The organism is Reichenbachiella ulvae, assembly GCF_025833875.1.
In the GTDB taxonomy this organism is placed as follows: domain Bacteria; phylum Bacteroidota; class Bacteroidia; order Cytophagales; family Cyclobacteriaceae; genus Reichenbachiella; species Reichenbachiella ulvae.
Genome location: NZ_JAOYOD010000001.1, coordinates 398,950 through 412,242 on the forward strand (window position 1 = coordinate 398,950; position 13,293 = coordinate 412,242).

Consider the following 13,293-nt stretch of genomic DNA (forward strand, 5'->3'; position numbering starts at 1 on the left):
CCAACTCGTCCTCGTTTAGCGGAGCGCAACGAGGATGACCGAGCCTAGCGTTTGCAACGCGAAGGGAATACCTACCAAGCCCCATGTTTATCCTAAATTTCCTCCCATTCCCCTGATCATACCCCAAAAAATGGGACAGTGGGTTTAGTTCAGAAATGACGATTAAATTTACTGATATGACACGCAAGAAGTACACATCAAAATTCAAGACGAAGGTGGTATTAGAGGCCATCAAAGAGCAATCAAGTGTAGCAGAACTAGCACAGAAATATGAACTAGCCCCTCAGCAAATCAACCTCTGGAAAAGAGAGTTTTTGGCCAATGCAGAGGGTGTTTTTGAGAAAAAAGGCAAGAGCAAGAAGTCCCAAATTGAAGATGAACGTGATCAGCTGCTTAAGGTAATTGGGCAACTTAAAGTTGAGAATGATTTTTTAAACGACGCCTTGCGGTAAGACCTCTTGCTGAACGGCGATCATTGATAAGCAAGGGTCAATTGAGTATGGCAAAGCAGTGCAAACTACTTTCCCTACACCGTTCGGGAATATATTATAAGCCCAGAGGAGAATCTGAATTGAACTTAAAACTCATGCGTATGATGGACGAGCATTATCTCCACCATTCTTTTAAGGGGGCACGCAGCATGCATACCTGGCTGACCAAAGACAAGGGACTGCAGGTGAGCAAAAATCGGGTTGAACGACTCTACTATCGGGTGATGGGGCTTAGAGCTACCCAGCCTGGAAAACATACTTCCAGACGGCACAAGGCTCATAAAGTGTACCCTTATCTGCTTCGTAATCTGACCGTGAAACGTCCCAATCAGGTCTGGGCAATAGACATCACCTACATCCCAATGAAGAAGGGTTTTATGTATTTGATAGCCATTATTGACCTCTACAGCAGGTATGTAGTCAATTGGTCAGTATCTAACTCAATGGATGCGGACTGGTGCCTAAACTGCCTAGAAGAGGCTATAGAAACACATGGAAAGCCAGAGATCCTCAATACCGATCAAGGCTCACAGTTTACATCAGAAGTCTTCGCCAACTTCGTCTTGAGTCAAGACATCAAATTGAGTATGGACGGAAAAGGAAGGGCTATTGACAATGCCTTTATTGAGCGGTTGTGGAGAAGTGTAAAGTATGAAAAACTGTACCTCAATCCACCTAAGGACGGTATGGATCTGTACCTACTAGTGGCAGAGTACTTCAACTACTACAACATGGAAAGAAGGCATACAAGTATCGAGAATCAGAGACCGATTGATCTCTATCAAACCACCCAAAAACAGGCCGCCTAATGAGTAGATTATTTTTGGGTTTTATTGTTAATGAAAGGATTATTAAACACTATTGTAGAACTTAAAACCGAACAATCCCTGTCCTAACTATTGGGGTATGATCACCCTCCCCAAACCACTGTCTGTCACCACGCATAATTTCCCATTTTGTCTCCCAAATTATGGGGCGACTTTAAAATCCTGCCAAAATCCTTTAAAATCCTGCCATTTTCTAAAAAAGTGCCTTGATTATTTGGAATGAGGCTTTTGGGCTCCTAGCTTTTGATCTGGGTTTGGCTATGACCAAGCCCGGGTGAATAGGAAATAGAAGAAAAGTGAGTAGGTGAATCCCTGTCATATCATTGAGTATCGGCAGGCAGCTAATCCGATATGTAGGCTGCCAGTAGATGTACTTGGGTTCGTCACTATTAACTATTAATCTATTCACTTTTTATTCCTGAATAGGGAACCGAAGGGACGCCTTCAGTGCTTGGTTCAGGATGAAAACGCGAGCAGTGAAAATCACTGACTTGGAAACATTACTTACCTAAATTTAAAAATGCAAGATTATGTCAAAGGAGACTTATGACGCTATGCTGCCAGTGGTCGAAGCGATCTCAGCAGCAGACATCCTAAACCCGAACATGCCCATCGATACTTTCGTGCAGGAGGCAAAGAACCTAAAGATCTGGTCGGCCTCCGATCAGGAGAGACTGGTCAAAGTGGGGACCCCTGTTGAATATTTCGACGAGTTACTGTTGAGAGCCGATGCCCTGGCTTTTTCGCAGAGCCTCTGGATGAAGGACCAGTACAGCCGTGAGGAGGCCCGGCAGGAGTGGGAGCAAAAAGAGGAATCTGCCTATGAACTCAAAAATCGATTGGAACATGCCTTTCGTTTTGCCTTTCGGTCCCGACCCGAGTTGCTCAAGAAGGTGCAGGTGATCGAGGAGGGCTCTGGCCATGTCGACATGCTGCAGGACCTGAGTGATCTGTCGGTATTGGGTACAGCCAACCTACCGCTGCTCGAGGCGATCAATTTCGATACGGAGCTGCTGACCCAGGCATCCACTACCTCTAGCGAGATGGGCGTGCTGCTGGCTCAGGTCAACGGCGAGCGCCAGGACAACAACAGCGCCAAGCGCACGCGAGATCGGTTCTACACCCACCTGAAGCATGCGGTAGACGAAATCCGCAAGGCGGGCAAATATGTCTGCTGGCAGGAGCCAGATAGGCTCAAGGGCTATAAAAGTCGCTATCACAGCGGTTGATGACTGCTCCCGGGTCCCGGGACGGGTCCAAAGTCTCCCGGGAAGGGGTATAACTCTCCCGGGGAGCCATCAGATTGTCCCGGGAAGGGCTACAAGTGACCCGGGACGGCCATAAGGTCACCCGGGAGAGGGGCAGAGTCTCCCGGGGAATAGTCTAGGTCTCCCGGGAGGTACCGTTGGTCGCCCGGGGCCTGGTACAGATAATAGTTGAGAGGTTTTAGATTAATTCTGATTATTTCTACCTTCATAAGAAGTTGAGTTATGCTCAATGGTTGGTTTGGCCGCAGCTCGATCGGGCTGCGGCTATTTTTTTGCTGTTTGGTTGTTGTGTTTTCCTGCTCATCAAGATCTAATAAGTTGTCGAATCTATGCTTTTATACCTTATCTGCTGACCCATACGATTCATTCTGGCGAGTTAAGGTTATGAATTTTCTTAATAGCAGGTTGATGAGTGAATTGGCCTCAATCTAAAAGATAAAACCCATGGGCACTGCCTCATGGGTTTTGTTTTGGGTTAATGTAAAATCTTGAATTCTTACCTTACTTTTTTAGGCCTTTTGAACGTATTGTGGGTTCATCAGATTGTCAGGTGAAAAAAGTTGGTCCCATTGTGATTGGTTTACTAGCTTTTTTTCTTTGACAGTCAAATCGTAAATGCTTTTTCCTGTTTCCAATGCTTCTTTGGCTATAGAAGAGCATACCTTATATCCCAACAATGGATTGAGCAAGGTCACAATACCGATGCTGTTCATTACCATTTCTCTGCAGTGATCTTCGTTGGCAGTGATGCCATCGATACATTTGCTCCGTAAGGCTGAACAAGCATTGGTCATCCATTGTATGGAGGTAAATAAGCTAAAGGCAATAACAGGTTCCATGACGTTGAGTTGTAATTGCCCTGCCTCTGAAGCCATTGTTACGGTTACATCCGCCCCTATTACATAGTAGGCGGTTTGGTTGACCATCTCTGGAATGACTGGGTTGACTTTTCCGGGCATGATCGATGAACCTGGCTGTAGTCGGGGTAAATTGATTTCGTTTAAACCTGTGCGGGGACCTGAGGATAATAGGCGGAGGTCATTACAGATTTTGGAGATCTTTACGGCGCTTCTTTTCATTACACCAGAAAGCTGAACATATGCACCTGTGTCTGAGGTGGCTTCTATCAGATCCTCGGATATCTTTAAAGGCAAACCGGTGATTTCAGTGAGGTAACGAGTAACTAATTCTGGATAACCCTCCGGTGCGTTGACTTTAGTACCAATAGCAGTAGCTCCCATGTTGATTTCTTGAATCAATTTTTTGCTGTCGCTTAATCGATCTACTTCTTCTAGTATGGTGATAGACCATCCTTTGAATTCATCACCCAAGCTCATCGGTACCGCATCCTGGAGTTGAGTTCGGCCCATTTTTAGGACATGTCGAAATTCCCTTGCTTTAGCTGCCATTGCATTAGCCAATAATTTCAGTTCCTTTATATAGGCATCTATTCGCAGCAGCAGTGCAATCCGAAAAGCTGTAGGATATACATCGTTGGTAGACTGCGAACAATTGACATGGTTATTGGGATGACAGATATCGTAGTTGCCTTTGTCATACCCCATGTTTTCCAATACTACATTGGCTATTACTTCATTGGCATTCATGTTGATCGATGTGCCAGCGCCCCCTTGAATCAGATCAGTACAAAAATGATCATTTAGTCTTCCTGATATGATCAGGTCACAAGCTTCCTCTATTTTTTGTCCCAGCTCTGGATCCAGTACGCCCTTTTTGACATTAGCGCGAGCCGCAGCTTTCTTTACATAGCCGAGTGCCTCTATCATAAATGGTTCGTGGGAGATAGGTATTCCTGTCACTTGGAAGTTGTCCATGGCACGTCGGGTTTGTACCCCGTAGTAAGCCTGGTTTGGGATTTTTATTTCTCCAAGAAAATCCTCTTCCTTACGGTAGGGTGTAGCTTTCCCGTTGGAAGCCTTCGCTTTCACGTCTTCAGTCATCATTATCGTTTTGGGTTTATTCTTAGTAGTTGTTTAGTTGGATAGCGGAATGTTTCGGCGAAATGCACAGCCAAAATCTATGAATGATTCTGTTTTTAAAATCCCCTTGATGCTATCCAGCTTTTCGTAAATGACTTCTCTCATATGCTCATTACTTTTGGCCATCACGCGTAAGAACAGCGTGTAGTTGCCTGTGATGTAATAGCATTCAACCACTTCAGGAATTTTTTCCAATTCAGCGATGATATCCTTGCTTTGAGAATCGTCCTTTAAGGTCAACCCGGTAAAAGCACTCCATTCATACCCGATTTTTCTTTCGTTGATAATGGGTGCGATTTTTTCCAAAATACCATTCTGTTGCATAGCAGATACACGCTGATGAATCATGGTATTGGAAACCCCAAGTTCATTGGCAATGTGTGAAAAAGCCATTCTCCCGTCTTCTTCCAGGTAACCAAGTATCTTCAGGTCTAACTCGTCGAATTTAATTTTTGTGTGCATGTTCAAACGTTTGTGACAAATGTAATGTCACGAATGATAAAATGAAATATTTAAATAAAAATCTTTTAAAAGTTTAAAAATAAATATAATTGCTGTTAAAATGTTTAAATATTAAACTTAGATACTTTGAGACATGATGGAAATGGAGATCGAAAATGCCAACACTGATGAAATGATCGCAGAAGAATTGAAATATAGCGCGCATAATTATCACCCTATGCCCGTGGTGCTGAAAAGCGGAGAGGGCGTGTTTGTAGAAGACGTAGAAGGCAAGAGGTATTATGATTTCTTGTCAGCTTATTCAGCAGTCAATCAAGGTCATTGTCATCCAAGAATTGTATCAGCTCTCAAGGAGCAAAGCGAAAGGTTAACCTTAACTTCAAGAGCATTTCACAATGATCAATTCGGTATTTATGCCAGATATATAACGGAGCTTTTTGGTTATGAAAAGATGCTTCCTATGAATACCGGTGCTGAAGCAGTGGAAACTGCCCTTAAGATTTGTCGAAAGTGGGCCTATGAAAAAAAAGGAATTGAAGAGGGGCAAGCGATTATTTTGTTTGCATCAGAGAACTTCCATGGAAGAACATTAGCGGTGATTTCGGCTTCTTCAGACCCAGATAGCCGTGGAGGTTTTGGACCATATCTTCCTGGGATACAACAGGTGAGGTACAACGATTTGAGCGACCTGAAAAGAGCTCTTGAAAATAAAAATGTAGCCGGATTTATCGTTGAGCCCATTCAGGGTGAAGCCGGGGTGGTGGTACCAGATGATCATTATTTGTCCGAAGCATTTGCACTATGTCAGCAGAATCAAGTGTTGATGATAGCCGACGAGATTCAAACGGGTATTGCACGGACTGGAAAGATGCTCTGTGTAGATCATAGTGGAATAAAACCCGATATGGTGCTGCTCGGTAAGGCACTCTCAGGAGGAACTGTACCAGTATCTGCGGTACTCTCTAGCTCTGAAATAATGGAAGTGATTCGGCCAGGTCAGCATGGATCCACTTATGGGGGTAGTCCATTGGGTTCTGCTGTAGCCATGGCAGCCTTGCAAGTAGTGGTGGACGAGGGGCTAGAAGAAAATGCCAGCAAAATGGGTGAGATGTTTCGAGAAAGAATAGCTGTTTTGATGGACAAATGTGACCTCATCCAATGTGTCAGAGGAAAGGGATTACTGAATGCTATTGTGATCAATTCCAGTGAAGATTCTGATTTGGCTATGCGCATTTGTCTGCAGTTGAAGGAAAATGGTTTGCTGGCTAAGCCTACGCATGGAAATAAAATCCGATTAGCGCCACCTTTGGTGATCACCGAAGAACAAATGGATCATGCCTTGACTATTATTGAAAGAACTTTTTTGAAATTCAATTCTTAACTCATTAACCCGACAAAAGATGAAGAAAGACTATTGTTTAATTGAAAACAAATCAGAGCTGGGAGCTGGTACTCGTGGCTCTAGTTTGGCTGTAGATGCGATCAGATCTGCTGCTTTGGTAAAAGGCTCAAATTTTTTTCATGACTTGAAAACCAAAAGCATAGTGCAGAATAACGCAGCGCTCACCTTACCTGGGGGGCATTCTCATGCCAAAAAAATCGACGTGATTCGTGAAATCTATCAGGACCTGTGCTATCGCGTATTCGAAACTTTGAGAATCGATCAACAGACACCTATTGTTATTTCTGGTGATCATTCGTCTGCTGGTGGTACGCTGGCAGGAATAAAGAAAGCTTATCCAGATGCCAAGATTGGTGTCGTATGGATCGATGCGCATGCAGACATGCATTCGCCCTACACGACTCCATCTGGCAATGTTCATGGCATGCCGCTGGCAGCTGCTATGGGAATGGACAATCTAGACAATCAAATCAATGAGCCTGATGCGCAGATAGTGAGAGATTGGGAGGCATTAAAGCTAACAGGTGGGTACTCACCTAAAATAAATCCTGAAAACCTGGTTTTGATGGGGGTGAGAGATACTGAATCTGCAGAAGACTGTTTGATCAAAGATCATGGAATTAGAAATGTTACTGTGAGTGAATATAGAAAGAGAGGGAACGCTTCGGTCATTCAGTCAATTTTCGCTGAGGAGTTGGCAGATTGTGATAAGGTATATATCTCTTTTGACGTTGACAGTCTGGACTGTGATGAGATTAGCTATGGAACGGGAACACCTGTGAAGGGAGGATTCTTGGTGGATGAGGTGGTAGAGATCATCAAAGGGGTCTTTTCGTCTGGTAAGGTTTGTTGCTTCGAAATGGTGGAAGTGAATCCTCTTTTGGACAACAAAGGAAACAAAATGGCTGAGGTAGCTCTTGAGGTATTGGAAAATGCATTGCCCCAGCAAACCAGGCAAAACGAAATCTCATATTCTTAATTATCGCAATAGAATATTTGTTTTTTCGCAACTATTGCGGGTAATGATTGAATTGCTCGCAATAATGTTTGCATTAGACGAATATTATTTCTACCATTGAAATTAAATGAAGGCAGCAGTATCAAATAATCAATTCAAATTCACCCCTTGTTTCAAGGTGGCGAGCCTTCTTGGACTACAACCTATATTCAACAATTAAATAGGATTCTACCCTTTTGAATCCCATCGATGAGTCTTCCTCATCAAGTATTTAATTGTTTATGATGAAATCCTTTTTATTAAGTTTATTTCTGGGAATTTCCCTGATCTGTCAGGCGGAAAATGGCAAGTTGCTATTGATTGGTGGCGGTGCAGAATCTGATGCTGAGAATAGCTGGAGCGATGCTCCGTATACCAGGGCAGTAGAGCTGTCAGGCAACAAGAAGGTGGCTATTATCAGTTATGATTTTGGCTCTGGTGATAACAGCTGGTTGCCAAATTATTTTAAGTCGCGGGGCGCTACAGAAGCAGTCAATATCGAAATAGCTAATACCACAGAGGCCAATGACACTCAGCTATATCAGCAGTTGATGGTATATGATGTTCTCTTCTTCAAAGGTGGGGATCAACTCAAGTATTACCAATACTACCGTGACAGTGAAGTGACACGCGCAATCAAAGATAAGTATGAGCAGGGAGGGGTGATAGCAGGTACGTCTGCAGGTATGGCGATCCTTTCAGAAGTTGTTTATACAGCGGATGGACCTTCAGTCTATCCAGACCAGGCCCTGCAAAATGTCCATAACAGTGATATTACGCTTTCCAATGATTTTGTGAATCTCCTCAGTGGGGGGGTGGTAGATACTCATTTTGCCGAAAGGGGTCGTTTTCCGAGACTTTTGACCTTTATGGGGCGTTGGTATCTAGACCATGGAGACTTTGTACTTGGAATAGGAGTGGATGATAAGACGGCTCTTTTCATAGACGAAAACCAAGTGGCTACCGTCTATGGTACAGGTGCTGTTAGTTTTTATCAAATGGACAATTTTGAGTCTATTGAGGGGCGACCGCAAAGTAAAAACATCAAGGTCAGGCAATTACTTCATGAACAGCAAATCGACCTAAGTTCAGAAGGTTTACAAGTTTTTAATTCTGAATCAGCTACGATGAAAGAAGTCGAGCATCTGGGAATGAAAAGGATTTGGATATCTGGTTCTGAGTCTGTCAATCACAATCAATCCATGATTGAGTCTTTTTTAGCCAGCAATGAAAGTCAAATAGTGATAGTCTGTAAGGAAGGGTCAGTTTTGGCTGACTCTTACCTTAACTTCTTAGCAGAGCGTACCGAACAAGAGGTGTTATTACTAGAAGTCAAAGAACATTCCGAATGTGAAGGGGCCGAGATTAGAAATCTAATCCGAGAAAGCGCCGCATTTGTAATAGGAGATGTTGATCGAGCTGATTTCATGGCTTTTCTTCAAAATGACCCCAATGGAAAACAACTTTTAAAAAGATGGCAAAGTGATGATAGTTTTCTTGCCTTTGTCGGTGAGGCGGCTACTCTAGTCGGTGAGACTTTTTGTAGCAATTGCCAAAGCGATGAGTTAAATGCTTACAAAGGGCAATTGGAGTTCGAAACAGGGTTGGGGCTCTTAAAGTCTTCTATTATAATGACTGAAACTTTTGATCCCAGCAGTTCGGATTTTTATGAAAATAATACTGCAGCTGTTCTATATGCGATGGTCAATGAATCGCTGCACCATGGTATATACCTCAATCAAAAGTCCTATGCGAGCCTTGAGGCCAAAGGGGGACAACTGGTTTATCAGTCGGCAGGAGAATTTTCTACTATCATAGTAGAAAATACAAGCACTTCAAATGCACTGGCCAATCAACCGATTAACGCTTCAGGGCAAATTAGAAATGTAGTAGGTTTTGACAGGATGAATATCTCATTGGTAGCCGATATGGAAGTACCATTAGGGACTGTCATTTCTAATGGTGTTTTAGAAGAAGCTTTGGAGCCAATGCCTCCTTTGGATGTGGTCTATGAGTTTCAAGATGAAGGGGTGGAGATTTCTTGGTCCGTTCAGAATCCCGAATGGCAGATTGAAGTGTATCGTTCTACTGATGGTGTCGAATACCAATTGATACAGAACCTGTCGGGTGAATCAGAAGGCATTCTCGATTCCAATATTCAATTAAATCAAGCGTATTTTTATAGATTAAATAGTATTGATGATCAGGGTAATCGCTCGTGCAGTGTAGAACTGATCGTCGAATCAAAAGTATTATACACAATTGACCCAAAAAGTATGATGCGTTTTGACGTGTTCCCTAATCCCATCACAAACGGGATAGTGCACATCGGTGGGCCTACTGGACAGAGGCTTCAGGATGTGAGAGTGCTAGACCTTGGCGGTAAGGTCTTGATGAATCGGTCTGGATTTTATTTGAACCAGAATTTGGATCTATCTCATCTCTCAGCGGGTAGCTATTTGCTTCAGCTGGGAGGTAGAGAAGGTATTGAAACCCACAAAATAGTAGTAAAAAATGATCAGTAATATGAAATCACATATCATCGATCGTTCCTTGCTTTTCTGTGGTGACGGATCTGCTATTGCTTTGAAATCAGCCCCAAAGGTGATTGAGAACCAAAGTTGGAAACCCGTGAGCTTACAAAATCTGCAGCCTATTTTCAATAATTGAAAATCAGGGGCACAAAAGTGCTGATAACCTTCAAATCAGCGCTTTTCCGATAAGCAAGGAATTATTCCTTATAGAAATATCATTAGTCACTTAACCAGAGAAAGCGATATAGTTGCTTCTCTCGGATCAAATAAAATATAGAATATGAATAAATTTTTTACAGCAATCGTTTTGATGCTAATTAGCTTGCCTCAGTTGCAGGCACAAGTATCAGTGAGCGGTCAAGTCATCTCTGCAGAGGATGGTGTTGCCTTGCCGGGTGTGAATGTCGTTCAAAAGGGCAGCACTGTAGCCACTGTGACAGATGTGGATGGCAATTATTCGATAAAACTGACACAGGAAGATGCCGTGTTAACCTTTTCTTTTATCGGGATGGAAAACCAGGAGGTTGAGGTTCTGGGCAGGTCTGTAGTTGATGTAGAGTTGCAATCCGATACCAAACAATTGGATGAGGTTTTGGTAGTAGGATACGGGGTGCAAAAGCGGACCGACGTGACTAGCTCGGTACAACAGGTAGATTCTGACCTATTAGAAAATGTACCTGCATCCTACAGTTTTGAAAATGCACTGCAAGGTCAAACAGCAGGGGTCAATATTTCTAGCTCATCGGCTACACCCGGTGCAGCCATCAATATGAACATCCGTGGTGTAACATCTATCTCAGCTAGTAGTCAGCCTCTCTTTGTTATAGATGGAGTGCCTTTGGTCTCCAGAAATAACTCAGCGCTTAACTCTAATATCCAACCTGTAAATCCTCTCGCAGATATCAATAGCAACGACATAGAGAGTATCACTGTACTCAAAGATGCTGCTGCCGCTTCGGTTTATGGATCAAGAGGTGCGAATGGTGTTATTTTAATTACAACCAAAAGAGGTGCCGTAGGTAAAACCAAGTTTAATGTGGGCTACTACACGGGGGTTTCAGAAATCAGCAATGTGCCAGAATTAATGAACGCTAAACAGTGGATTGAGTTCCTGAATGTGGCAGCAGAAAATGATGGGTTGGGAGAAAATTATTGGAACTCTCGATTGGGAGATCCAAATGACCCAAATCTTAAAACTTACAATGCCTATGATGAAATATTTAGAACAGGCATTACACACAATGCAGATGTGAGTATCCAGGGAGGAAACGAAAAGACCAAGTTTTACCTATCAGGCAATTATTACAATCAAGAAGGTATTCAGGTAGGGACGGCCTTTGAAAGAATGTCAGGACGATTGAATATTGATCACTCTGTCAATAGTAAGTTGGGTGTGGGTACCAATGTGATGGTGAGCAGAACCAATCATGCCAGAACCATCAATGAAAATGACGAGTATGGAGTGGTAATTAATGCCCAGGCTTGGGATCCTACAGCCCCATTGAAGAACGATGAAGGTAACTACACAAATCCATTCTCTTATTATGGCTGGTGGGCTTTAGAAAATCCACTTTTCATCGCTGAGCAATATCGAAACGATGCTATTACAGATCGGGTATTAGGGACAGCTTTTCTGACTTATGATATCTTTGATGACTTGACCTTCAAGACTACCTGGTCCGCTGATATGAGTGGTTTGACAGAGGAGTCTTTTACTCCTGCAGGTGGAAACGAAACAGATATTGGCGAGGGGATTTTTGCAACATATGATGAACTGACCTGGGTAGGAGAGTCTACCTTGACCTACAATAAGACCCTTGGATTAAAGCATAACGTCAGTGTATTGGCGGGCTACTCCATTCAGGAAAGCAGAGCGTTGTTTTCTGAAACGTTAGGGACAAATTTCCCTTCCAACAATGTATATAAAATATCCACAGCTGCTACTACCACGGGTTCTTCTGGAGAAACCAGTTACGGATTTCAGTCTTTCATAGGAAGATTGAATTATAACTTTGCAAGTAAGTATTTGGTGAGCCTATCTATTCGAACTGACGCTTCCTCTAGATTCGGTACTAATAATCAATATGGAACCTTTCCATCTGCTTCTTTAGGCTGGGTGGTATCAGAGGAGTCCTTCTTGTCTGGCCAAGATGTACTAAACTATTTAAAGTTTAGAGCCAGTTATGGCATAATTGGCAATGCAGAGATATCCAATTTCGGATGGAGGGGAGTGTATAATCTGGAGTCTCCATATAATGGAGCGGGAGGTATAGCACCTTCCACTCTTGAGAATCCTAATCTTGGATGGGAACAGACTACTCAATTGAACATTGGTACTGACTTTCAACTATTCGACGGTAGAATTGGAGTAACAGGTGACTATTTTGAGAAAACGACAGAGGACTTGCTTTTCAATGCTGATGTACCAGGAACAACTGGTTTTGCCAATATTCCTTCCAATTTCGGAAGTATTAAGAACACCGGATTTGAGATTTCTGTTAATGCGAACCTATTGAGCTTAGGAGATTTTAAATGGGATATGAATGCCAATTTCTCCCATATCAAAAACGAAGTTGTAGAGATTCAAAATGATGGTCAAATTGTCTCAAGGAACTTCATTCTTCAGGAGGGAGAATCCTTGAGTCAGTTGCATTTGATAAAGTTTTTAGGTGTTGATCCATTAACTGGTGATGCGGTTTTTGAAGATGTGAATAGTGATGGAGTGATCAATTCGGATGACAAGCAGGCTGTTGGTTCGGGTATCCCTACAATGTTTGGTGGATGGACCAATTCCTTTTCTTACAAGGGATTGAGCTTGAGTGTATTGTTTCAATATGTTGGAGGTAACAAAATTTTCAACCAAAGCAGACATGCCTATGAGAATTACGGGTCGCTTCAGAGTGGACTACCTTATGGTAATCAAAGCATCGAATCGTTGGATTACTGGAAAGAACCTGGCGATATCACTCGCATTCCAAGACCTTCTTTGGCAGGACCGAATGAGTCGAATGCGCAATGGCAGAGGTTTAGTACTCAATACCTGGAAGATGGTGACTTTGTGAGATTGAAAAATGTAAAACTATCCTATAATCTGCCTAGTGACTGGGTGAGTAAAGTTGGATTGGAAACTGTGAATATTTATCTGCAGGGACGAAATCTCTATACCTGGACGCAGTACAAAGGCTTTGATCCTGAAGTGTCTACTAACACAAGTAGTCAGGAGGATTTGAATACGCTTCAAGGTGAAGATTTTGGAACACTGGGACAAGCGAGAACTTACAGTATAGGCGTCAATATTGGATTTTAAATTAG

At 42.8% G+C, this 13,293-nt stretch carries 9 protein-coding genes; 7 read left to right on the forward strand and 2 right to left on the reverse strand.

All coding sequences use genetic code 11. From position 1 onward, the window contains the following. Positions 1 to 176: 176 nt before the first annotated feature. The 3 genes from N7U62_RS01370 (at position 177) to N7U62_RS01380 (ending at position 2,547) form a co-directional block, all read left to right on the forward strand. Entirely contained in the window at positions 177 to 452 is a 276-nt protein-coding gene (locus N7U62_RS01370; protein WP_264136081.1) for a transposase, read from the forward strand. Between the two features lie 41 nt (positions 453 to 493). Further along, on the forward strand, positions 494 to 1,300 hold the full coding sequence (locus tag N7U62_RS01375; RefSeq protein WP_264136082.1) for an IS3 family transposase: 807 nt from the start codon (positions 494 to 496) through the stop codon (positions 1,298 to 1,300). 548 nt (positions 1,301 to 1,848) lie between these two features. Then, positions 1,849 to 2,547 carry a hypothetical protein gene (locus N7U62_RS01380; RefSeq protein ID WP_264136083.1) on the forward strand — a complete coding sequence of 233 codons (699 nt, stop codon included), beginning with the start codon at positions 1,849 to 1,851 and terminating at the stop codon, positions 2,545 to 2,547. 548 nt (positions 2,548 to 3,095) lie between these two features. On the opposite strand, the gene N7U62_RS01385 is transcribed toward N7U62_RS01380, so the two are convergent. Both N7U62_RS01385 and N7U62_RS01390 read right to left on the reverse strand, forming a co-directional pair. After that, on the reverse strand, positions 3,096 to 4,550 hold the full coding sequence (locus tag N7U62_RS01385; RefSeq protein ID WP_264136084.1) for an aspartate ammonia-lyase: 1,455 nt from the start codon (positions 4,548 to 4,550) through the stop codon (positions 3,096 to 3,098). A gap of 30 nt (positions 4,551 to 4,580) precedes the next feature. Then, complete coding sequence (locus N7U62_RS01390; RefSeq protein ID WP_264136085.1) at positions 4,581 to 5,048, reverse strand: Lrp/AsnC family transcriptional regulator; 468 nt, start codon at positions 5,046 to 5,048, stop codon at positions 4,581 to 4,583. A 142-nt stretch (positions 5,049 to 5,190) separates the two neighbouring features. Between N7U62_RS01390 and rocD the strand changes: the two genes are divergently transcribed. The 4 genes from rocD (at position 5,191) to N7U62_RS01410 (ending at position 13,288) form a co-directional block, all read left to right on the forward strand. Continuing rightward, positions 5,191 to 6,429 carry an ornithine--oxo-acid transaminase gene (rocD, locus tag N7U62_RS01395; RefSeq protein ID WP_264140402.1) on the forward strand — a complete coding sequence of 413 codons (1,239 nt, stop codon included), beginning with the start codon at positions 5,191 to 5,193 and terminating at the stop codon, positions 6,427 to 6,429. 19 nt (positions 6,430 to 6,448) lie between these two features. Next, positions 6,449 to 7,429, forward strand: a complete 981-nt coding sequence (locus N7U62_RS01400) for an arginase (protein ID WP_264136086.1) — start codon at positions 6,449 to 6,451, stop codon at positions 7,427 to 7,429. 260 nt (positions 7,430 to 7,689) lie between these two features. After that, entirely contained in the window at positions 7,690 to 9,972 is a 2,283-nt protein-coding gene (locus tag N7U62_RS01405) for a Type 1 glutamine amidotransferase-like domain-containing protein (RefSeq protein WP_264136087.1), read from the forward strand. 289 nt (positions 9,973 to 10,261) lie between these two features. Continuing rightward, the gene (locus tag N7U62_RS01410; RefSeq protein ID WP_264136088.1) at positions 10,262 to 13,288 is read left to right on the forward strand and encodes a SusC/RagA family TonB-linked outer membrane protein; all 3,027 of its coding nucleotides are present in this window, start codon (positions 10,262 to 10,264) and stop codon (positions 13,286 to 13,288) included. Positions 13,289 to 13,293 lie beyond the last annotated feature (5 nt).